Annotated in this window: 18 protein-coding genes; 13 read left to right on the top strand and 5 right to left on the bottom strand. The window is 69.1% G+C overall.

The features are described 5' to 3' along the window. Positions 1-16 precede the first annotated feature (16 nt). On the bottom strand, positions 17-1126 hold the full coding sequence (locus ACRAQ3_RS17975; RefSeq protein WP_432256662.1) for a glycosyltransferase: 1110 nt from the start codon (positions 1124-1126) through the stop codon (positions 17-19). A 509-nt stretch (positions 1127-1635) separates the two neighbouring features. Between ACRAQ3_RS17975 and ACRAQ3_RS17980 the strand changes: the two genes are divergently transcribed. The 5 genes from ACRAQ3_RS17980 (at position 1636) to ACRAQ3_RS18000 (ending at position 9825) form a co-directional block, all read left to right on the top strand. After that, a complete protein-coding gene (locus ACRAQ3_RS17980; protein WP_269396872.1) occupies positions 1636-3006 on the top strand; it encodes a sigma-54-dependent transcriptional regulator in 1371 nt (456 codons plus the stop codon). Then, complete coding sequence (locus ACRAQ3_RS17985) at positions 3003-4991, top strand: sensor histidine kinase (RefSeq protein WP_432256663.1); 1989 nt, start codon at positions 3003-3005, stop codon at positions 4989-4991. The genes ACRAQ3_RS17980 and ACRAQ3_RS17985 overlap by 4 nt, the downstream gene beginning before the upstream one ends. Before the next feature lie 226 nt (positions 4992-5217). Continuing rightward, entirely contained in the window at positions 5218-6960 is a 1743-nt protein-coding gene (locus ACRAQ3_RS17990) for an OFA family MFS transporter (RefSeq protein WP_432256664.1), read from the top strand. 256 nt (positions 6961-7216) lie between these two features. Beyond that, positions 7217-7507 carry a hypothetical protein gene (locus tag ACRAQ3_RS17995; protein ID WP_432256665.1) on the top strand — a complete coding sequence of 97 codons (291 nt, stop codon included), beginning with the start codon at positions 7217-7219 and terminating at the stop codon, positions 7505-7507. A 122-nt stretch (positions 7508-7629) separates the two neighbouring features. Next, a complete protein-coding gene (locus ACRAQ3_RS18000; protein WP_432256666.1) occupies positions 7630-9825 on the top strand; it encodes a DEAD/DEAH box helicase in 2196 nt (731 codons plus the stop codon). A 64-nt stretch (positions 9826-9889) separates the two neighbouring features. Here the strand turns inward: ACRAQ3_RS18000 and ACRAQ3_RS18005 are convergent, their stop codons facing one another. Next, entirely contained in the window at positions 9890-10936 is a 1047-nt protein-coding gene (locus ACRAQ3_RS18005; protein ID WP_432256667.1) for a DUF475 domain-containing protein, read from the bottom strand. A gap of 248 nt (positions 10937-11184) precedes the next feature. Between ACRAQ3_RS18005 and ACRAQ3_RS18010 the strand changes: the two genes are divergently transcribed. The 3 genes from ACRAQ3_RS18010 (at position 11185) to ACRAQ3_RS18020 (ending at position 14811) form a co-directional block, all read left to right on the top strand. Continuing rightward, the gene (locus ACRAQ3_RS18010) at positions 11185-12630 is read left to right on the top strand and encodes a mannose-1-phosphate guanylyltransferase/mannose-6-phosphate isomerase (protein ID WP_432256668.1); all 1446 of its coding nucleotides are present in this window, start codon (positions 11185-11187) and stop codon (positions 12628-12630) included. 95 nt (positions 12631-12725) lie between these two features. After that, positions 12726-13505 carry an SDR family NAD(P)-dependent oxidoreductase gene (locus ACRAQ3_RS18015; protein ID WP_269396865.1) on the top strand — a complete coding sequence of 260 codons (780 nt, stop codon included), beginning with the start codon at positions 12726-12728 and terminating at the stop codon, positions 13503-13505. A 4-nt stretch (positions 13506-13509) separates the two neighbouring features. After that, positions 13510-14811 carry an AI-2E family transporter gene (locus ACRAQ3_RS18020; RefSeq protein ID WP_432256669.1) on the top strand — a complete coding sequence of 434 codons (1302 nt, stop codon included), beginning with the start codon at positions 13510-13512 and terminating at the stop codon, positions 14809-14811. Positions 14812-14814: 3 nt separating this feature from the next. Here the strand turns inward: ACRAQ3_RS18020 and purU are convergent, their stop codons facing one another. Continuing rightward, complete coding sequence (purU, locus tag ACRAQ3_RS18025; RefSeq protein ID WP_085897538.1) at positions 14815-15672, bottom strand: formyltetrahydrofolate deformylase; 858 nt, start codon at positions 15670-15672, stop codon at positions 14815-14817. A gap of 156 nt (positions 15673-15828) precedes the next feature. Here purU and ACRAQ3_RS18030 point away from each other — a divergent pair, with 156 nt between their 5' ends. The 3 genes from ACRAQ3_RS18030 (at position 15829) to ACRAQ3_RS18040 (ending at position 17660) form a co-directional block, all read left to right on the top strand. Then, entirely contained in the window at positions 15829-16101 is a 273-nt protein-coding gene (locus ACRAQ3_RS18030; RefSeq protein WP_269396862.1) for a hypothetical protein, read from the top strand. A 109-nt stretch (positions 16102-16210) separates the two neighbouring features. Continuing rightward, entirely contained in the window at positions 16211-16843 is a 633-nt protein-coding gene (locus ACRAQ3_RS18035; protein ID WP_432256670.1) for a hypothetical protein, read from the top strand. 82 nt (positions 16844-16925) lie between these two features. Beyond that, positions 16926-17660, top strand: coding sequence for a metallophosphoesterase (locus ACRAQ3_RS18040; protein WP_269396860.1), 735 nt, complete (start codon positions 16926-16928; stop codon positions 17658-17660). A gap of 13 nt (positions 17661-17673) precedes the next feature. Here the strand turns inward: ACRAQ3_RS18040 and ACRAQ3_RS18045 are convergent, their stop codons facing one another. Continuing rightward, on the bottom strand, positions 17674-19965 hold the full coding sequence (locus ACRAQ3_RS18045) for an FdhF/YdeP family oxidoreductase (RefSeq protein WP_432256671.1): 2292 nt from the start codon (positions 19963-19965) through the stop codon (positions 17674-17676). A gap of 171 nt (positions 19966-20136) precedes the next feature. Here ACRAQ3_RS18045 and ACRAQ3_RS18050 point away from each other — a divergent pair, with 171 nt between their 5' ends. Both ACRAQ3_RS18050 and ACRAQ3_RS18055 read left to right on the top strand, forming a co-directional pair. Further along, entirely contained in the window at positions 20137-21363 is a 1227-nt protein-coding gene (locus ACRAQ3_RS18050; RefSeq protein ID WP_432256672.1) for a cytochrome P450, read from the top strand. Positions 21364-21418: 55 nt separating this feature from the next. Further along, positions 21419-21754: a hypothetical protein gene (locus tag ACRAQ3_RS18055; protein ID WP_432256673.1), complete on the top strand. Its 336-nt coding sequence runs from the start codon at positions 21419-21421 to the stop codon at positions 21752-21754. 3 nt (positions 21755-21757) lie between these two features. Here the strand turns inward: ACRAQ3_RS18055 and ACRAQ3_RS18060 are convergent, their stop codons facing one another. Then, positions 21758-22444: a hypothetical protein gene (locus tag ACRAQ3_RS18060; protein ID WP_432256674.1), complete on the bottom strand. Its 687-nt coding sequence runs from the start codon at positions 22442-22444 to the stop codon at positions 21758-21760. Positions 22445-22698: the final 254 nt, after the last annotated feature.

The raw sequence follows: 22698 nt of genomic DNA on the forward strand, positions 1-22698 counted from the left end.
CCCGGCCGGGGTCCGGTCAGGCGCCGATGGCCGCGAGGCTGCGCCGGATTCCCTGCTGGAAGGCCTCTTCGGTGAAATGCCCGGCGCGCGCGACGCAGGCCTCGGGCCCGGCATCGGCCAGCCCGGAGGCCTCGAACCGCTCGACCGCCTCGACCAGCGCCTCGACGCTCTGCTCGCGAAAGAACAGCCCGGTTTCGCCCTCGACCACCGAGTCGAGGATGCCGCCGCGGCCATAGGCGATCACCGGCCGGCCCGAGGCCATGGCCTCGATCGGCACGATGCCGAAATCCTCCTCGCCCGGAAAGATCAGCGCCCGGCAGCGCGCGAGATGGTTTTTCAGCACCTCGAACGGCGCCTTGCCCAGAAAATGCGTGCGCGGTCCGGCCATGGATTTGAGCCGCGCCACCGTGCTGTCGGGCCCGCCGATCACCACCAAGGGCTTGTCGAGCCGTCGGAACGCCTCGATCGCCAGATCGGGCCGCTTGTAGGGGGCCAGCTCGCCCGCCCAGAGGTAGAAATCGCCCAGTTCGCCGGGCCTTGCGGGCGCGAAATCCTGCACCGCGACCGGCGGCGCCACCACCTCGGCCTCGCGGCGCCAATACTTGCGGATCCGGTCCGCCACGTGGTTCGAATTGGCCGCGAAGCCGTCGACGCGCGCGGCGCTGATGACGTCCCATTGCCGCAGCGACGGCGCCAGCAGCGGCATCATCGCCCGCGTCACCCGCCCGGCCCCGTCGCGATAGACGTGGTACTGGTCCCACAAGTAGCGCATCGGCGAATGGCAGTAGCACAGATGCGGCGCGTCGGGCGGCGCGATCACGCCCTTGGCCGGCCCGGCCTCGGACGAGATCACCAGATCGTAGCCCGACAGGTCGATCTCCTCGAGCGCGCGCGGCATCAGCGGCAGGTATTTCTGGTAGTGCCGGCGCGCCATCGGCAGCCGGGCGATGCGGCTTTCGGTGATGCGGTGCCGCGTCAGCGTGGCGCTGAGCTTCGAGGGCTCGGCGACATGGGTGAAGATGTCGGCCCCGGGGAACATCCGGCACAGGGATTCGATCACCCTCTCGCCGCCGCGCATCCCCACGAGCCAGTAATGGATGATCGCGACCCGGCGCGTCTCGCTCATGCCGTCCGGTCCGTCGGTCGCCTGTGGATCATGCTCATCATCGTCACCCTTCAAACCGTCATCACTCGAAAACCACCGGCAGACTTGCCCGGCCCGGCCGCGCCCCGCAACCCCGCCGCACCGCGGCACGGCCGGTTTGTCATCGGGCTTTTTCAGCTGCCAGTTGCAGCGGCAACCGCCATTGGGGTGCGCAACTAAATGGGGATTTTATGATTTTCAAGACAACTCAGAGAATAACGCCCCCAGCTGGCCGATACCGGGCCAGAAGCGACGACCGCCCCCCTTCTTTCTCGGGATGTCCGCTCCCGGTCCATGCTTGGCAATGCATGCCGCCACGGCACGAATCGGCCGCACCTTCGCAGGGAATTCGAGCACGCGCATCGCGGGAGCACGATCCGACCTACCGGGACCTCGCGGCAAGGGCGCGCAGGCGGCCCCTCGCCCCCCGCGTGCCGGATTGATCTCCGGGGGCGGAGGCCCGATGATCGCCCCCCGGGGAGGATCGGCAGTTGGACAGGATCGCTGAGGACGATGCGGAGGCGGCACGCCTGACCGCGCGGCTGGCCGGCGCGCGGCTGCTCGTCGTCGATGACGAGCCGGGGATGCGCAATTTCCTCGTGAAGACGCTGGCGCCGCATTGCCGCGAGGTGGCCGAGGCCGACAGCGCCGAGGCGGCCGAGGCGCTCACCGCGCAGCAGCTTTTCGACGTGGTGATCCTCGACAACCGGATGCCGGGGCGTTCGGGGCTGGAATGGCTGGCGGAGCAGCGGCGGCGCGGCAGCCAGAGCGACACGATCATCATGACCGCCTTCGCCGATCTCGACACCGCGATCGAGGCGATGCGCGCGGGCGCGGTGGATTTCGTGCTCAAGCCGTTCCGGTCGAACCAGCTTCTGAACGCCGTGCGCCGCTGCGTCGAGCTGGCCGCGATGCGCCGCGAGAACGCGCTCTTGCGCCATGAGCTGGCCACCGGCGACCCGGGCCGGTCGCGCCGCACCCGTCTGATCGGCGCCTCGCCGCAGATCGATGAGGTGCGGCGGATGCTCGAACGCGTCGCCCGCGTCCCTTCGCCGGTGCTGCTCACCGGCGAGAGCGGCACCGGCAAGGAGGTGGCGGCGCGGCATCTGCACGGGCTGTCGGATCGCGCCGCGGGGCCCTTCGTGCCGGTCAATTGCGCCGCGATCCCGGCCGACATGCTGGAGATCGAGCTGTTCGGCCATACCCGCGGCGCCTTTCCCGGCGCCGACGCCCCGCGCGAGGGGCTGCTCGTCTCGGCGCAGGGCGGCACCGTCTTCCTCGACGAGATCGGCGAGCTTTCGGCTTCGGCGCAGACCGCGCTGCGGCGGGTTCTGGAGCACCGCACCGTGCGCCCCGTCGGCAGCGAGCGCGAGCGGCCGCTCGATATCCGCCTCGTCTTCGCCACCTCGAAGACCCTGCCCGAGGAGGTCGCGGCAGGCCGTTTCCGCGAGGATCTGTGGTTCCGGGTCAACGTGCTCGAGATCAACATGCCGCCGCTGCGGCGGCGCGGCGCCGACACGGTCGATCTCGCCCAGCTCTTCGTCGACGAGCTGTCGTCCCAGCTCGGCCTGCCCCGGGTCGAGATCGACGCGCCCGTCCGCGCCGCGATCCTGCGCCATGACTGGCCCGGCAATATCCGCGAGCTGCGCAATTTCGTCGAACGGGCGCTGATCTTCGGCCGTTTTCCGTTCGAGCAGCTCAGCCCGCCGCCCAGCAGCCCGATCGAGCCACTCGACGATGTGGAGCGCCGCGAGATCCTCTCGGCGCTGGAGGCCACGGGCGGCAACCGCGCCGAGGCGGCGCGGCGGCTCGGCGTCAGCCGCAAGACCATCGATCGCAAATGCGCCGCCTGGGGGCTGTGACGCTGCGCCCCTTCGCACTTTTCGCCCGGTCGGTGCGGGCGCGGCTGCTGGCGATCGCGCTCCTGCCGGTGCTGGTGCTGCTGCCGCTCTTCATCGGGGTGATCGTGCTGCGCTGGTCGGACCGGCTCGACGAGCTTCTGATCGTCAAGGTGAACTCCGACCTGACCATCGCCGACCAGTATCTCGGACGGCTTCTTGAGAACGCGGCCGAGCGGCTCGACGCGCTCGGCGCTTCGACCGAGTTCGCGGCGGCGATCGCGCGCGAGCCCTCGGCGCAGGGCTTCCTCGCCGAGCGCCGCGACGCGCTCGGCTTCGATTTCCTGTTCCTCGCCCGGCCCGGCGGCATTTCGCGTTTCGACGCGATCCTGCCGGCCGAGGACTGGCCGGTGATCGCGTCGGCGCTGGAGGGACGGGCGATGAGCGCGGTCGACCTGTTCGCCCCGGCCACGCTCGCCGCGTTGTCGCCGGATCTGGCCACGCGCGCGGCGATCCCGCTGGTGCCCACCGCCGCCGCGCGCCCGACCGAGCGCGACCGCGAGGATCGCGGCATGATGATCCACGCGGCGGCGCCGGTGACGCTGGCGGGGGGTGGCCGCGCGGCGCTGGTGGGGGGCGTGCTGCTCAACCGCAATCTCGGCTTCATCGACACGATCAACGACCTCGTCTACCGCGACCGCTCCCTGCCCGAGGGCAGCCGCGGCACCGCGACGCTGTTTCTGGGCGATGTGCGGGTCTCCACCAACGTGCGATTGTTCGAGAATGTCCGGGCGCTCGGCACGAGGGTCTCGGAGGCTGTGTCCGAGCGTGTGCTGGAGCGCGGCGAGACATGGCTCGACCGCGCCTTCGTGGTCAATGACTGGTACGTTTCGGCCTATGAGCCGATCCGCGACAGCCACGGCGACGCCGTGGGCATGCTCTATGTCGGCTTTCTCGAAGCGCCCTTCTCGGCGGCGCGGGCCAATTCGCTGTTATGGGTGGCGCTGTCGCTGCTGGCGGTGCTGGCGATCACCGTGCCGCTGTTCCTGCGATGGGCGGGGCGGATCTTCCTGCCGCTGGAGCGGATGACCCAGACCATGGCCCGGGTCGAGGCGGGGGATCTGCGCGCGCGCATCCATCTGCAGGGCCCGGACGAGATCGGCCAGGTCGCGGGCCATCTCGATACGCTGCTCGACCAGGTGCAGGAGCGCGACGCGCGGCTGCGCGACTGGGCCGCCGAGCTGGAGCGCGAGGTCGAGGCGCGCACCCGCGACCTGCGCGAGGCCAAGGACCGGCTCGAACAGGCGACGCGGCAGCTGGTGCTGTCGGAAAAGCTCGCCGCCGTGGGCGAGATCACCGCCAGCGTCGCGCATGAGATCAACAACCCCGTGGCGGTGATCCAGGGCAATCTCGACGTCGCGCGCGAGACGCTTCCGCCGGAGGCGGCGCGCGAGGTGAAGACCGAGTTCGACCTGATCGATGCGCAGGTGCACCGGATCTCGGCCATGGTGTCGAAGCTCCTGCAATTCGCGCGCCCCGGCGATTACGCGCCCTCCGGCGAGATGCTGGAGGCGGGCGAGGCAGTGCGCGACGCGCTGGCACTCGCGCGGCACCAGCCGGGCGCGGGCCATCTCGAAATCGAGACCGACCTGTCGCCGGAGGCCCGCGTCGCCATTGATCGCGGCGAGCTGACCCAGGTGCTGATCAACCTCGTGGTCAATGCCGCGCATGCCATGCCGGAAGGCGGGATGTTGCGGATCGCCAGCCGCGAGGCGCGGCACGAGGGGCGCGACTGGGTCGAGATCGAGGTCGCCGATACCGGGCCCGGCATCGCGCCGGAGGTGCTGGCGCGCATCTTCGATCCGTTCTTCACCACCAAGCGCAGCCGCGGCACCGGGCTTGGCCTGTCGATCAGCCAGACCCTCGTGACCCAGGCCGGCGGCACCATCCTCGCCGAGAGCGAACCCGGCCGGGGCAGCCGCTTCACGATCCGCCTCCCGGCGGTGTGACCCGCTACTGGGACCGGCTGACCGCGCCGCGACCACGGGGCACGGGGCCGGAGGACAAAATGTCCACTTCCTGACCCCCACAGGCGTCAAAATCCGACAGAATGTCCATCTAAGTCATTGTTTCAAATATGTATTTTTCTTGACAGCTTCAGATGTGCGCCGCAAGCATCGCCGCCATGACGGCTCCGCCCGGCGGGCAGGCGCCGCGACTCTGGGAGGAGACATCATGAGCTTGAGTGACGCGAAGGGGCCGTTCGGCTTCCTTCACAAGGACAACATTGTGGCCAAGCCCGGTTTCAACCGCTGGCTGGTCCCCCCCGCTTCGATCGCGATCCACCTGTGCATCGGTTCGGTCTATGCCTGGTCGGTCTTCAACCCGCCGCTGACTCGCGAGTTGGGCGTCGTGGCGCCGGCGGGCGATGACTGGTCGCTCTCCTCGGTGGTCTGGATCTTCTCGGTCGCGATCGTGTTCCTCGGCCTCGCCGCCGCCTTCGGCGGCAAGTGGCTCGAGAAGGTCGGGCCGCGCATGGTCGGCGTGCTCTCCGCCTGCCTCTGGGGCGGCGGCTTCGTGATCGGCTCGCTCGGCATCGCCGCGCACCAGCTCTGGCTGGTCTATCTCGGCTATGGCGTGCTCGGCGGCTGCGGCCTGGGCCTGGGCTACGTCTCGCCGGTCTCGACCCTGATCCGCTGGTTCCCGGACCGGCGCGGCATGGCCACCGGCATGGCGATCATGGGCTTCGGCGGCGGCGCGATCATCGCCACCCCGCTCAAATCCTGGCTGCTGGGCCTCTATTCCGAGGCGCCGACCTTCCTCGGCATGACTGGCGAGGTCGCCACCAGCACCGAGAATGGCCGGCTCTTCGTCGAGCAGAACGGCCAGCTGATCGAGGCGGTCAGCGCCACCGCCGCGCAGGCCGGCCAGATCGACGGCGTCGTCGCCAACGGTCTCTACGCGGTGGGCACCGGCGATACCGGCGCCGCTGCGACATTCCTGACGCTCGGGATCGGCTATTTCGTGGTGATGATCATCGCCGCCTTCGGCTTCCGCGTGCCGCCCAAGGACTGGAAGCCCGAGGGCTGGCAGCCGAAGCCGGAATCGGCCTCGGCCGGGATGATCACCCGCTCGAACGTGCATATCGACCAGGCGATGAAGACACCGCAGTTCTGGCAGCTCTGGCTGATGCTGTGCTTCAACGTCACCGCCGGCATCGGCGTGATCGGCGTGGCCAAGACGATGATGAGCGAGATCTACGGCACCTCGATGCCGCTGATCGTGACGGCGGCCTTCGCCTCGACCTACGTGCTGATGATCTCGGTCTTCAACATGGTGGGCCGCTTCTTCTGGGCCTCGACCTCGGACTATATCGGCCGCAAGACCACCTACACGATCTTCTTCGTACTGGGCGCGGCGCTCTACATGTCGATCCCGTTCTTCGCCTCGGCCACGGCGTCCGATCCCTCGATCATCTGGCTGATCGGCTTCTACGTCGCGACCATGATCATCTTCACGATGTATGGCGGCGGCTTCGCGACGATCCCGGCCTATCTGGCGGACATGTTCGGCACCATGCATGTGGGCGGCATCCATGGGCGTCTGCTGACGGCATGGTCGACGGCGGGCGTGCTCGGGCCGCTGCTGATCACCAGCCTGCGCGACATGTCGGTGAACTCGGCGATCACCGATCTTGCCGCCAAGGTCGATCCGGCCACCTTCGCCGAGAAGTTCGGCGCCGGTCTCGACCAGCTCGACCAGCTGGTCGCGGCCAAGACCGTCACCATCGCGCGGCTGATGGAGATCGCGCCCGCGGGCACGGTCGATCCGACCTCGAGCCTTTACAACACCACGATGTACGTGATGGCGGCGCTGCTGGTCGTGGCCTTCTTCGCCAACCTGATGATGCGCCCGGTACGCGAGAAGCATCACTACCGTGAGTCGGATGCGGGCATGAGCGCCGTGCCGGGTGAGTGACCCTAGGTAAGTCGTTATTCCGACGAAAAGTTTCGGGGCCGCGCCGCTGGCGCGGCCCTTTGTTTCAAGATCTCCCTAGGGTTGTTGCGCTCCGGGATGCGTCGGGCATGTTTCCGCCGGTCTTCAAGCCCCGCGCTTGCAACGAAACGGCGAAAACCCGATCCAGAACTCCAGCCGGCCCGACATGCCGGCGGCCAAACATCACCGGCTTCGAGCCTAAAAAGATGATGTCGCGGCAGAGGGCAGGGAGAAGGACATGTCAGCTCAATCGGCGATCTGCTATTCGGCGAAGGATTCGGAGAGCGTCCATATCGAGGCCGTTGCCGCCGATCTGCTTTGCGCGCGCCGCTCAAAGCCCCGCCCCACGCCCCTCCCCGCCATGCCGAAGGTGGCGCTGGTGACCCCGAAGCCCGGCCGCAGGAAGAGCCTGTCCGTCGCGCGGGCCCGGCTGCCGAAACCCGTGCCGCTCCCCCAGGCAGCCCCCGTCGAGGCCGCCAACCGCCCCGAGGAACCGGCGGCACCGGTGGATTGCTTCCTGTTCCGCTAGGCCGGGCGCTATTGGCGCTATACAGCGCCGCATGATCCGTCTATGAGGCTTGGTCTGACACCGCGCGATCCGGCGCGGCTCCCGGCTATTGCCGATCTTGGACCAACGGACATTTCTTACCTATGATGCAGACCCTCAGGGACGCGCTCGATGCGCGCGGCTACGACACGCTCACTCCTGTGCAGGAGGCCGTCACCGCAGCGGAGCTTGCCGAGCGCGACCTGCTGGTCTCGGCGCAGACTGGCTCCGGCAAGACCGTGGGCTTCGGCCTCGCCATCGGCCCGACCATCCTCGACGAGAACGGCCAGCTCGGCCGCGCCGCCGCCCCCGTGGCGCTGGCCATCGCGCCGACCCGCGAACTGGCGAGCCAGGTGATGCGCGAGCTGGACTGGCTCTATCGCGGTGCCGGCGCCCGCCTCGCCACGGCGATCGGCGGCATGGAGATCCGCGACGAGCGCCGCGCGCTCGACCGGGGCGCGCATATCGTCGTCGCCACGCCGGGCCGCCTTGCCGACTACGTGCGCCGCGGCGCGATCGACCTGTCGGACATCCGCGCCGTGGTGCTCGACGAGGCCGACGAGATGCTCGATCTCGGCTTCCGCGAGGATCTCGAATTCATTCTCTCGGCCTGCCCCGAGGCGCGCCGGACGCTGCTCTTCTCGGCCACGGTGCCGCCGGCCATCGCCAAGCTGGCGCAGGATTTCCAGAACGACGCCGAGCGCGTCGTCGTCGCCACCAAGGGCGGCCAGCACGCCGACATCTCCTACAGGGCGCTGCAGGTGGCGCAGGGCGACGAGGAGGCGGCGATCATCAACACGCTGCGCCATCAGGACGCCACCAACGCGATCGTCTTCGCCAATACCCGCGCCACCGTGGCCCGCCTCACCGCGCGGCTGTCGAACCGTGGCTTCTCGGTGGTTTCGCTCTCGGGCGAGCTGACCCAGAACGAGCGCACCCATGCGCTCCAGGCGATGCGCGACGGCCGGGCCCGGATCTGCGTGGCGACCGACGTGGCGGCGCGCGGCATCGACCTGCCCGATCTCGAACTGGTCATCCATGCCGAGCTGCCCTCGAACGCCGAGACGCTGCTGCACCGCTCGGGCCGCACCGGCCGCGCCGGGCGCAAGGGCGTCAGCGCGCTGATCGTGCCGATGAAGCTGCGCAAGAAGGCCGAGCGGCTGCTGAGCTTCGCCAAGCTCTCGGCCGATTGGACCGTGCCGCCCTCGGCCGAGGACATCCTCGCCGCCGACGAGGCGCGGCTGCTCGACGATCCGGTCTGGAACGCCGAAGTGACCGAGGATGCCAAGGTCTTCGCCGCCAAGCTGCTCGACCGGCACGCGCCCGAGACCATCGCGGCGGCCTATCTGGCGCTCTACCGCGCCCGCCGTTCGGCGCCCGAGGAGCTGCAGGCGCCCGATGCCAAGCCGCAGAAGCGCCCTGCCGAGAGCTTCGGCCCCGGCAAGTGGTTCTCGCTCTCCGTCGGCCGCAACGAGCGGGCCGAGGCGCGCTGGCTGCTGCCGCTGCTGTGCCGCGCCGGCGACATCTCCAAGGACGCGATCGGCGCGATCCGGATCCAGGGGACCGAGACCTTCGTGGAGATCGCCGAAGCCTCGGTGCCCGGCTTCCTGCGGGCGATCGGCCCGGACATGTCGCCCGAAGAGGGCCTGAAGATGACCGCGCTCGACGCGGCGCCGGACCTGTCGCGCGTCCCCCGGCCCGAGCGCGGGCAGCGGCCCGAACGCGGGCAACGACCCGAGCGCGGGCAGCGACCCGAACGTGGCCCCCGCCCCGAGCATAGTGACCGGCCCGATCGCGGGCCCCGTCCCGAGCATGCGCCGCGCCCCGCCCCCGAGGCCACGGCCCCCGCAGCCCCGGCCGCCCCCGCGCCGGAGGACAGCCGCCCGCCGCGCAAGCCGCGCGCGGACAAGCCTGCGGGCGACAAGCCGCGTGGCGACAAATCCTGGAAGAAGCCCGAAGCCGGTGGCGGCAAACCCGAAGGCAAGCCGTGGAAGAAGCGCGACGGCGAGACCGGCGACAAGCCGTGGAAGAAGAAGGACGCCAAGCCGTTCGACCGCAGCCGCGATGGCGCGGTCTCCGAGCGCGGCGGCAAGTCCGGCGGCAAGCCGGGCGGCAAGCCCTTCAAACCCGGTGCCAAGCCCGGCCCTCGTCCCGGCAAGCCCGAGGGCCCGTCGAAGCCGCGCGGTGCCGCCGACACCTCGCGCCGCTTCACCCCGCCCACCGGCGCCAAGAACGGGACAAAGGCCGGCAAGCCCGCAGCCCGCAAGGGCGGCTTCGACGCTCCCAAGCGCCGCGACTGAACTGGGGTCTAAGACGAACGAAGGGGTTCCCGAGCGGGAACCCCTTCGCGTTTCCGGGGACCGGTCAGGCCTCGCGGATCTCCTGCGCGCGATTGTGGCGGATCGAGGACCATAGGGCGACCCCGATCAATGCCGCGCCGAGAAGGCCGGTGATCGCCTCGGGCACATGCACCAGCGTCTGGGCGAACATCAGCACCGACAGCACGAGGATTGAGTAGAACGCCCCGTGTTCGAGGTAGCGGAACTCGGTCAGGGTGCGCTTCTCGACCAGCATGATCGTCATGGAGCGCACATACATCGCGCCGATTCCGAGACCGATGGCGATCAGGAACAGGTTCTTGGTCACCGCGAAGGCGCCGATCACCCCGTCGAAGGAAAAGCTCGCATCGAGCACCTCGAGATAGAGGAATGCGCCCAGGCCCCCGGCGCGGGCCGCCGCCCCCACCTCGTCCTCGGCATCGAGCCAGTTGCCCAGCATGTCGAGCGCCAGAAAGCTCAGAAGCCCCAGAAGCGCCGAGAACAGGAAGGTGCCGGTATCGACCGGGTCGAGCACCGCCGCGAAGCTGACCAGCACCACGAGCACCAGCCCGACCTGCAGTCCCTGCACGCCGGCGGCGCGCCGCAACCGCCGTTCGAGACCGCCGAACCAGTCGACCTCCTTGCTCTCATCGATGAAGAAGGAGAGCGCGACCATCATCAGGAAGGTGCCGCCGAAGGCGGTGATCGACAGATGCGCCTCTTCCATGATCCGCGCGTATTCGGCGGGCTCGGCGGCGGCGAGGCGCACCGCCTCCCACGGACCGACCCCGGCGGCGACCACCACCACCGCGAGCGGAAAGACGATGCGCATGCCGAACACCGCGATCAGGATGCCCCATGTGAGGAAGCGCCGGCGCCAGACCTCGGACATGGTGTCAAGCTTGTTGGCGTTGACGATGGCATTGTCGAAGGAGAGCGAGATTTCCAGCACCGCCAGCACGGTGGCGATGATCCCGAAGGACAGCGCGCCGGCGGCTCCGCCCTGCCGCCAGCCCAGCCAGACCGCCAGCACGAGACCCAGTATCGTGACACCGAACGACCAAGCGAAATACCGACCTATCGCCGCGCGCATAAACAACCCTCCCGTGATGCCCCGAAGTGATGCTGCGGTGGCGCGATAATGTCCAGCGCCGCCCGGGATCGGTGCAGGATCGGCCCCCGCCCCGGCCCGATGGGCGAAAAGCCGGCCAAGAGGTCTTTTCAGAGAGGATGGATTGACGGTAGGAGTTCGCCCAAGACGCCGATAAGGCGGCGTACGCCAGTCGGGATTCTACCTGAAGGCGAAATTGCAGTGGACAGTAATTTATCATGGTAATCGATATGAGTGACATCACCCCGGTTCTTCTCTGCGGCGGCTCCGGCACGCGGCTCTGGCCGCTCTCGCGCAAGAGCTATCCCAAGCAGTTCGTGCCGCTGATGGGCGAAGAGACGCTGTTCCAGGCCTCGGCCCGGCGGCTGCACGGGCGCGGGCTCGGGCCGGATGAGGCCTTGGGCTTCGCGGCGCCGCTGGTGCTCACCAATTCCGATTTCCGCTTCATCGTCACCGAGCAGCTCGGCCTCGCCGGCATCGATCCCGGCGCGGTGCTGATCGAGCCCGAGGGACGCAACACCGCCCCCGCGATCCTCGCCGCGGCGCTGCATCTGGTGGCCGAGAACCCCGAGGCAGTGATGCTGGTCGCGCCCTCCGATCACGTGGTGCCCGACGCGGCGTCCTTCCATGCCGCCGTGGCGCGCGGCCTCGGGCCGGTCTCCGAGGGCCGTCTCGTCACCTTCGGCATCGCGCCGACCCATGCCGAGACCGGCTACGGCTATCTCGAGCTCGAAGGCCCGGTCGGCGACGGCGCGCCGCAGCCGCTGACCCGCTTCGTCGAAAAGCCCGATGCGGGCCGCGCCGAGGACATGCTGGCCTCGGGCAACTTCCTGTGGAACGCCGGCATCTTCATGGCCCGCGCCGCCGACATGGTCGCGGCCTTCCGCGAGCACGCGCCCGAGATCCTCGGGCCCGTCGAGGCGGCGCTGGCGCAGGCGAAGACCGATCTGGGCTTCCTGCGGCTCGACCCGGCCTCCTGGGCCGGCGCCCCCGACATCTCGATCGACTACGCGGTGATGGAGAAGGCGCCGAACCTCTCGGTCGTGCCCTACCAGGCGGCCTGGTCTGACTTGGGCGGCTGGGACGCGGTCTGGCGCGAGAGCGGCCCCGACGAGAGCGGCGTCGTCACCTCCGAAGGCGCCACCGCGATCGACTGCCGCGATACGCTCTTGCGCTCCGAGAGCGACCGGCTGGAGATCGTCGGCATCGGGCTCGAGAACGTCATGGCGATCGCGATGAACGACGCGGTGCTGGTGGCCGACATGCGCCGCGCCCAGGACGTGAAGAAGGCGGTCGAGGCGCTGAAGGCCAAGCAGGCGATGCAGGCCACCGCCTTCCCCAAGGACCACCGCCCCTGGGGCTGGTTCGAAAGCCTCGTGGTCGGCGGCCGGTTCCAGGTGAAGCGGATCCTCGTCCATCCCGGCGCCTCGCTCAGCCTGCAGAGCCACCACCACCGCTCCGAGCACTGGATCGTGGTCGAGGGCACCGCGCGGGTCACCATCGACGACGAGGTGAAGCTCGTGACCGAGAACCAGTCGGTCTACATCCCGCTCGGCGCGGTCCACCGCATGGAGAACCCCGGCAAGGTGCCGATGGTCCTCATCGAGGTGCAGACCGGCGCCTATGTCGGCGAGGACGACATCGTCAGATACGAGGACGTCTACGCCCGGGGCTGAACCCGCGAGCGGTTTCCGGAACCCTGATCGGCGCGGGCAGTTGCCCCCCTGACGGGGCCCGGATGGCCTGTGCCCCGAGCTTGAGCGAGGGGCACATGACCGAACGGCTGCAGGACAGGATCGCCATCGTCACCGGCGCTGAATCCGGGATTGGCCGGGCGACCGCCATCGCCTTCGCCCGCGAGGGCGCCGATCTGGTTCTGGCCTATCTCGAGGCCGCCGACGACGCCGAGGACACCGCCAATTCGGTGCGCGATGCGGGCCGCGCGGCGGTGACGGTGCAATGCGACCACACCAGCCCCGAAGACGTACAGCGGCTCTTTGCCGCCGCCTCCGACGCCTTCGGCGCGCCCGACATCCTCGTCAACTGCGCCGGGATGGACGCGCCCGGCGACGAGGTGGCCGAGATGTCGGACGAGAGCTGGGAGAAGATGCTCAAGACCGACCTTTTCGGCCCGTTCCTGTGCTGCCGCGCCTTTATCCATGCCCGACGCGCGGTGGGCGGCGGCGGCCGTATCGTCAACATCTCCTCGGTGCACGAGGAGATCCCGCGCATCGGCTCCGCCGCCTATGACGCCGCAAAGGGCGGGTTGCGCAACCTCACACGCACGCTCTGCCTCGAACTCGCGCCCGACCGGATCGCGGTCAACAACATCGCGCCGGGGATGATCCTGACGGCGATGAACCAGGAGGCGATGGACGACCCCGAGCAGCTGCAAAGACAGGTGCGCAACATCCCGTGGCGGCGCGCCGGCAAGCCCGAGGAGGTCGCGCATCTCGCGGTCTATCTCGCCTCGCCCGAGGCCGATTATGTCACCGGCCAGACCTTCACCATCGACGGGGGGCTGTCGCTGCATGTCGGACAGGGGGCCTGAGCAGTTGAGCGAACCGGCCGCGGAGCTGGACAAGCCCTACCGCCTTGCCCACCCGGCACTCGGTATGCTCGGCCTCGTGGCGCTGGTCCTCGTCGGTTGGGCGCTGCATGCGATGCAGCCCGTCTTCCTGCCGATCGCCTTCGCCTTCTTCCTCGCGCTGCTGCTGGCACCGGTCGATGGCTGGGCGGCGCGGATCGCGGGGGGGCGGCGCTGGGTCGGTCATCTCGCGGCGATGACGCTGCTCGCCACGGCGATTGCGGTCTTCATCGGCGTGTTGTGGATGTCGGCGCAGCAATTCCTGACGCGGTTTCCGGCCGAGCAGGCGACCGAGGCGATGGAGCAGCTCTCGGGCGAGTCATCCGGAGAGACGCCAGATGCCGCCGGCAGCGATGACGCCGGGGACGAGTCCGGCGAAGCGGCCGGTGAGGCGGCGGCGGGCGCCACCGGGGCGGCGGTCGAAAGCGCGATCCAGGCGACACCGGGCGCCGGGCTCAACCCGACCGACAGGCCGGACCCGGCGCAGGGCGGTGGCGGTGCCGCCGACGGGCTGGTCGAGCAGATCGGCAGCCTCGCCGGTGGCGGCGGGCTCGGCGGCACCTTGATCGAGCGCGCCTCGGGGCTCGCCACCACCGTGGTCTCGACCATTTCCGGCATCGCGTTGGCGCTGGTGCTGATCTTCTTCCTGACGCTGCTGATGCTGATCGAGGCGCCGCGCTGGCATGCCAAGCTCGACGCCGCGACGCGCCCGGAAAAGCGCCGCGAGGTCGCGGGCGCGGTGGAACTGGTGGCGAAGAAGGTACGCCGCTACCTCGCGGTCCGCTTCGTTCTGGGCATCGTCACGGCGCTGCTCTACACGGGCTGGCTCTGGATCTTCGGGCTCGACCTGCTGATCGTCTGGGCCCTGCTGACCTTCGTTCTGAACTTCGTGCCCTCGATCGGCTCGCTGATCTCGGGCATCCTGCCGGTGGTCTATGCCTTCGCCACCCGCGACCCCTGGACCGCGGTGATGATCGGCGCGGGGCTTCTGGTGATCGAACAGGTGATGGGCAACTACGTGGATCCGCGCGTGCAGGGCCGGCACCTCTCGATCTCGGCGCTGGTCATCCTCTCGGCGCTCTTGTTCTGGGGCTGGGTCTGGGGCGTGGCGGGCGCGATCCTCGCGGTGCCGATCACCATGGTGGTGATGGTCGCCTGCGCCCATGTCCCGGCGCTGCGCTGGATCGCGCTCGGCCTCTCGGACGAGACCGATTACGACGGCGTCGACGCGCAGCTCGGCGCCCCGGGCGAAGCCGGGGCCGCCGACTGAGCGCTACTTGCCGAACACCACGGTGCGGCCGCCATTCACCAGCACGCGCCGGTCGAGATGCAGCGCCACGGCCCGCGCCAGCACCCGCCGCTCGATGTCGCGGCCCTTGGCGACGAGGTCGTCGGGCGTGTCCGCATGGGTCACGTGCTCCACGTCCTGGCTGATGATCGGCCCCTCGTCGAGATCCTCGGTCACGTAATGCGCCGTGGCGCCGATCATCTTCACCCCGCGCGCATGCGCCTGATGATAGGGCTTGGCGCCCTTGAAGCCGGGCAGGAAGGAATGGTGGATGTTGATGCAGCGCCCCGAGAGCCAGGCCGACATCTCGTCGCTGAGGATCTGCATGTAGCGCGCCAGCACCACCAGCTCGGCCCCCGTCTCCTCGACCAGCGCCCGGATCTCGGCTTCCTGCTGCGGCTTGGTCTCCTTGGTGATCGGCAGGTGGTGATAGGGCACCTCCTCGGGCAGCCGCACCGACAGCGCGCTCTGCGGATGGTTGCCCGCCACCGCGACGAGATCCATCGGCATCTCGCCGATGCGCTGGCGGTAGAGCAGGTCCGCGAGGCAATGATCGAACTTGGAGACGAGGATCAGCACCTTCTGCCGATAATCCTGCGGGTTCAGCGTCCACTGCATGCCGAAAGCGGTGCCGATGCCGTCCATCTTGGCGCGGAAGGCGCCGTCGCCGCCGACCTCCTGCGGCAGTCGGAACGCCACACGCATGAAGAAGGTGCCGGTGAGCGTGTCGTCGAACTGCCGCGCCTCGGTGATGTCGCCGCCGGTCTCGGCGAGCGCGGTGGCGACGGCGGCGACGATGCCGGGGCGGTTGCGACAGGTGAGCGTCAGGATATGGGTGGTCATGGCATCTCTCGTCTTGGGCTGGCACCGCTTGTCGCGCGCTCCGCCCCCTGATGCCAGCACGCGCGCGCCGCTCCGGCGCGGTTTGGCGACATCGGAACGCGAAACCGCGGCTCCGCCGCCGCGTTGGGGAACGAAGGTTTCCGATAGGAGCACAAGATGAGCGACGCGAAGACCACCACCGACCACGACGAGATCCGCGAATGGTGCGAGGCCCGGGGCGGCCATCCCGCCCGGGTGTCGGATACCGCCGACAAGGGCGAGGGCGGCATTCTCAGGATCGATTTCGAACCCAGCGCCGAGGGGCTGGAGCGGATCGACTGGGACGACTGGTTCGCGATCTTCGAGGAAAGCAAACTGGCCTTCCTGCACCAGGATCGGGCCGCCGACGGCGCGGCGAGCCGCTTCAACAAGCTGGTGAGCCGCGACTGAGACGGGCCCCACGCGCGGACCGACCCTGCGAAACCCGTTGCCACGCCTCGCGAAGCTCTCCTATAGGTTGCATATAGAGAGCTGGGATACGAGCGAGGCGATGTGGCGGATGGCATGGTTCTCGGACCTCGCGGAACAACGGCCCCTGATCGTCGAGCTCCTGCTCAGCTCGGCGGTCGCCGCCTTGATCGGTGCGCATTTGGCCGCGATGAGCGATCTGCCTGGATCGGTCGTGCTCTCACGAATGAGCTTCACGTTCGCTTCGCTGCTAGTCGTCAGGGACCTCTCGCGCGGCGCCATCGCCGCCGACAGGGCCGGAGCCCCGAAGCCGCTGACCCGTTGGTGCATGGGGTTCGGGCAATGCGTTCAGTTCGCGCTCGTGCTCATGATCCTGGACGACACCACCCGGATCGGCCCGATCTGGCTGTCGGTCGTTATCCTGGTCGGCGCGCTCTCCGGCGCTTGGAACGCGGCCGATCGCGCCTTCTGGGAGGAACCGGCCACGGAGAGCGAGGTCGCCATCTTAGCTGGCGCGGGCCGCTGGGCAGTGGTGGCCATCACGATCCTCTGGGCGCCGCTCGTGATCGTATTGGCGGCGAATGGCGTAAGCATCACACAACTCGTCTTCCTGTCGCTTCTGGCGGTTGCCGCCGCCCACCCCCTGTCTCGTCGCAGCGGCTTTCGCGTGGGTCGGATCCTGCTGCAACTGGCCCTGATCGCCGGCGGTCTGGTTCTGGGCTGAGTGATGGCGCGCGCCCGGCCAAGGTGTCTGGCCAAACGCCGGGCCTGTGGCGCATCGAGGCGCGGCGCGCTATCGAATGGGCATGTCCCTGTTGCCAGCCCTGACCGGACGCCGTTTCAAAGGCGGCCCCGTTGCCCCGACGACGACGGTCCATGCGATCGGCGACGTGCATGGCCGCCGCGACCTGCTGGCGCCGCTGCTGCGTCGCATCGCGCGGCGCGACGCCCTCGCGCCGATCGTGATCCTCGGCGACATGATCGATCGCGGCCCCGACAGCGCCGGGGTGCTGCGGCTGCTGCATCACTGGCGACATGACCGGGTGATCTGCCTGCGCGGCAATCACGAGCAGATGATGCTCGACTTTCTCGACGCGCCACAGCGCAAGGCCGCGCCATGGCTGCACAATGGCGGCACCGCCACGCTGGCGAGCTTTGGCGTGGCGCCCCCCGATCTCGAACTGCCGGGCGAGGCCGCGCGCGCCGCCGCGGAACTCGCCGCAGCGCTGGGGCCGATGCTGGACTGGCTGCGCGCGGCGCCGCTGCTCTGGAGCAGCGGCAATCTCGTGGCGGCCCATGCTGGGCTCGACCCCGATCACCCGCCGGGTCGGCAGGCGGCGCAGACCCTGCTCTGGGGGCATCCCAAATTCGCCACCCTGCCCCGCCGCGACGGGCTCTGGGTGGTGCATGGCCACGTGGTTCAGGCGGCGCCGTTCGTGGAGGATGGGCGGATCGCCATCGATACCGGCGCATGGGCGACGGGCCGCCTAACGGCGGCCCGGATCTCGGACGGCACGGTCTCCTTCACGACCGAGGGCTGAGCCCCGGCCGACGTCAGGCCCTGATGCGGACCGGCACGCCCTTGTAGGCCGGGGTCTTCGACAGCTCGTCATGGTAGTCGAGCGGGATCAGCGGGTTGGTTTCGGGATAATAGGTCAGCACCGTGTCGTCGGGCAGGTCGTAGGCGATGACCCTGAGCCCGCCGACCTCGCGCGTCTCGCCATCCTCGATGGCGCAGGAGAGCGTCACCTCCTGCCCTTCCCTGAGACCCGCCCTGGCGATCATCTCGGGGTTCATCATCACCACGTGCCGGTCGGTCTTGAGCCCGCGCAGCCGGTCGTCGAAGCCGTAGATCGTGGTGTTGAACTGGTCGTTCGAGCGCACCGTGACGAGGGTGTAGCTGTCCGGCCCCGGCACCTGCCCCAGCGCCGAGAGCGTCTCGGGCGCGGTGAAGATCGCCTTGCCGGTCTCGGTCTTCCAGTGCCGCTCGCGCGCCGGGTTGCCCTTGTAGAAGCCGCCCGCCGTGAACAGCCGCTCGTTGAAGTCGGTGAACTTGTCGGGATAGGTCTCCTCGATCAGATCGCGCACGAGGGCGTAGTCGCCGACCCAGTCGTCCCATTTCACCTTGGGGTTCGGCGGTAATGTCGCCTTGGCGATCCCCGCAACGATGAAGGGCTCCGAGCGCAGCATCTTCGAGGCGGGCTCCCGCCTGCCCTGGCTGCCATGGATCATCGACAGGCTGTCCTCCATCGACACCGCCTGCGGCCCGGTCGCCTGCATGTCCATCTCAGAGCGCACGAGGCAGGGCAGCAGCCAGGCCTCCTTGCCGACCAGGGTGTGGCTGCGATTGAGCTTGGTCGCGATCTGGACGTTGATCTCCAGGTCCTTCCATGCGGGGTCGGTGCGGCCCTGATCCGGGATCGCCCGGGCGAAATTGCCCCCCAGCGACACGAAGCCCTTGATGGAGCCGTCGAGGATGCCCTGCACCGCCTCGACCGTGGTGGTGCCCTCGTCGCGCGGGCTCTTGAAGCCGAACAGCTCGTCGATCTTGTCGAGCGGCACCAGCTCGGGCTTTTCCGAGATGCCGACCGTGCGCTGGCCCTGCACGTTCGAATGGCCGCGCACCGGTGAGATCCCCGCCCCTTCGCGACCGATATTGCCGCGCATCAGCAGCAGGTTGACATACATTGCGATGTTGAGGCTGCCATGCACGTGCTGGGTCAGCCCCATGCCGTAGATGCCGATCACCTTCTCGGAGTTGCAGTACATCTCGCCGATCTCGGCCAGATCCTCGCGGCGCAGACCCGACACGCGCTCGATATCGGCCCAGTCGATCTCGCGGATCTTCTTCTCGAAGTCGGGCCAGCCCGAGGTGTGCTGCGCGACGAAGGTCCGGTCGATGACGCCGCCGCCCTGCTCGTTATCGATCTCGAAGACGCGCTTGCACAGGCCCGCCAGCACCGCCACGTCGCCGCCGGGCTTGAGCTGCAGGTAGCGGTCCGAGATCACCGTCTCCTTGCCCGCCAGCATCTCGACCGGGTTCTGCGGGTCGCGGAAGGTGACGAGACCGGCCTCGCGCACCGGGTTGAAGGTGACGATCTTGCAGCCGCGTTTCTTGGCGGCGCGCAGGGGATGCAGGAAGCGCGGCGAGTTGGTGCCGGTGTTCTGCCCCATGAAGATGATCATGTCGCAATGATCGAAATCCGACAGCACGCAGGTGCCGACCGGGCTGCCGGTGACCTTCTTGAGACCGACGCTGGTGGTCTCGTGGCACATGTTGGAGCTGTCCGGCAGGTTGTTGTTGCCATAGAGCCGGGCGAGCAGCGCCCAGAGATAGGAGGTTTCGAGGCTGGCGCGGCCGGAGGCGTAGAACACCACCGATTTCGGATCCTTCGCGCGGATCTCGGCCAGCTTCGCGCCGATCCCGGCAAAGGCCTCGTCCCACGTGGTCTCGACATACCTGTCGCTGGCCGGGTCGTAGCGCATCGGATGCGTCAGCCTGCCCTGGATCTCGAGATCGTAATCCGACCACGTCCGCAGTTCGGACACGGTGTGGCGCGCGAAGAACTCGGGCGTGCAGCGGTCGCGCGTCAGGTCCCACAGCGTCGCCTTGGCGCCGTTCTCGCAGAACTCGGCGATATGCGGGTTCGGCGGCTTGGTCCAGGCGCAGGAGGTGCACATGTGGCCGCCGGGCTTGTTCTGGCGGCGCAGCGTCTCGATCACACCGGGATCGGGCCGCTCCTGACCCATGTGCTTGGCGACGCTCTGCAGCGAGCCCCAACCGCCCGAGGGATGCTCGTAATGCGGCAGCTCCTCGCGCTGCTGGGTTTCCTTGCGGTCGGTCATGTTCGGTCCTTCCCTCGCCATTGGCCCTGGCCATCGGCCCTCGCCTCGCCACCGGCACCCATCAGGCGATATTACAGCTCTCGGCGGACAACCGCTGTCGGATGGCGGGGTTCCGCCCGGCGCCCGGAGGGCGCGGAACCCCGCGCATCGAGCCACGGTTTTTTCGTCACCATGCGAGACCGCTCTCTCCCCCGCCTCGTTTCGGTCGACAGCACCCTGTCGTTCCTGAGAGAGGGATATGATTTCGTGTCGCGGCGCTGCGACAGGCTCGGCACCGACGGGTTCCGGACCCGTATCATGCTGCGGCCGGTGACCTGCCTGCGCGGCCCGGCCGCGGCGCGGGCCTTCTACGTGCCGGGGCGACTTTCGCGGCGCGGCGCCATGCCGGGCGGCGTTCTGGCCCTGCTGCAGGACAAGGGATCGGTCCAGACACTGGACGGCGTGGCGCATCGCTGTCGCCGCCTGCTGTTCCTGTCACTGATGGCCGATGAGCGGCTGCGCATGGCACGGCGGATGCTGCGCGAGGAATGGCAGGCCGCCTCGTCCGGCTGGCGCGCGCGGGAGATCGTGCTCGCCGACGAGGTCGGGCCGATCCTTACCCGCGTCGCGCTGCGCTGGTGCGGGATCGATCCGGCCGAAAACGCGCCGCAACGGCGCTGCGAGGAACTGACCGCGATGATTTCGGGCGCGGCGCGTATCGGTCCCGGCCATCTGCGCGCCCGCGCGCTGCGACGCCGGGCCGAGGCCTGGGCCCGGGAGCAGATCCGCGCCGCGCGGTCCGGCGCACCGGACCCCGGGACGCCGCTCGACCGCGTGGCCCGGTATCGCGGACCCGATGGCATCGCCCTGCCCCGCGAGGTGGCGGCGATCGAGCTCTTGAACCTGCTGCGACCGATCGTGGCGGTCGGGCGCTACGTCGTCTTCTCCGCCCATGCGATGGTGAGCCATCCCGAGGCCCGCGCCGCTCTCGTGCCCGACGAGATCGGGCTGCGCGCCTGGGGCGACGAGGTGCGCCGCCTCTACCCATTCTTTCCCGTGATCGGCGGCCGGGTGATCGAGCCGTTCTCGCATGAGGGCCACCGCTTCGCCCCCGGCGACTGGCTGCTGCTCGATCTTTATGGCAGCAACCGCCACCCGGCGGCCTGGGCCCAGGCCGGGCGGTTCGATCCGCGCCGGCATCTCGGCGCGCCCGCCACCTTGGGCGGTTTCGTGCCGCAGGGCGGCGGCTCGATGCGGGTCGGGCATCGGTGCCCCGGCGAGGCCCTGACCGCGGCGTTGCTGTCCGAGGCGACGGCGCTGCTGCTCGAGAGCGGGTTCGACGCGCCGCCGCAGGATCTGTCGATCCCGCGCACCGCCATACCGCCATGGCCCGCGAGCGGCCTGCGGCTCAGGCTCTGAGGAACCGCGCTGCCTCGCCTCCTGTTGAGCGGTGACATTTTCAAGGAGCCGCGACATGGCCGAGACACCGCATAGCACCGACCGTCTGCGCCACGACATCGACGAGGGCGAGGCCGGCGACAAGAAAGGCTTTCCCGATCCCGCGGCCTCGCCGCTCGGTACGGATGACGAGGCCTCGGGGTTTCCCAACACCGAAGCTCAGGTCAAGCGCGCCCAGGATGCCGAGACCGATAACCCCGCGCGCGGTCAGGCACCCAAGGGGGCCGAGGCCCCGCGCCCGGTGAGCGCGACGTCGAAGCTGTCCGCGCGCGAGGCCAGCAACCGCACCATCCTGATCGCCGTGACGGTCGGAACGGCGGTGGTGCTGACAGTGATCGCGCTGATCATCTGAGGCTCAGCTCGCGGCGATCACCGCCACCTCGGTGATATCCTCGTCCACCGATCGGCAGGCCGCGAGCAGCCGCGTCGCAAGGTGTGTCTGCACATAGGCGGCGTGAAACCGGGACGGCGCGACGAGTGTCAGCCGCCCGCCCGATCGTCCGGCGCGCTCCAGCGCCCTGAGCCACGACGCGTAGGGCCCGGGGGCCTCGGCATGGAGCACCGCCTGGGCCAGGGCCCATTCGGTCCCGGCCGACAGGTCGGGCGGCGGGACTTCTCCCCTGATCGGCAGCGGCACCACCTTGCCCTCATCCTCGGAGCCTTCGAGCCGGTGCGCGAAGTCGGGGCCGACGCGGTCCCATTCGGGCCGCGTGTCGGCGAGCAGCCTCTCGATGCCGAGCCGGTATTCCGCGACGCGGCCGCGCGCGCCGGCACGGATCAGCTCGAGCCATCCCCTGCCCCGCAGCTTGGCCATCTCGCGCTTGACGGTGCGCTCGTCGACGGACCAGAGCCGGGCGATCTCGCGCTGACCGACGGCGAGCTCGTCGCGACCCCAGTTGTAGCGCGCGGTGATCAGCGTCATCAGCCGCAGGGCAAGCACCTGCTCGGTCCGGCCGCCGGCGAGCGCATGCGCACCGAGGGCGGTGAGGATGTCGTATTTGCGAGCCGCCGCCCCCCGGCCCACGGCCTTTGTCATCAACATGGCGCGCCCTGTCCTGCCGCCGGTCGAGGCGGTACCCTGAACGCCCCCGGCACGGATGACCGACGGCGTCTGCTCACCGGCTCGGACATCGCTTCCCAACGTCTTTCCCCGGCATGGCCTGATTTGCGTCCGGAAACACGATTCTGTCAAGCCGACTCCGGAATGGCCCTCTGCGCCAATCCAATTTCCGGATGGAAATCGGTATGTATTGGTATTGGGGGACATTCATGGTGTCCCCTATTTGTCCGGAAATG

This window comes from Limimaricola sp. AA108-03, from assembly GCF_050847355.1.
Lineage (GTDB): Bacteria > Pseudomonadota > Alphaproteobacteria > Rhodobacterales > Rhodobacteraceae > Limimaricola.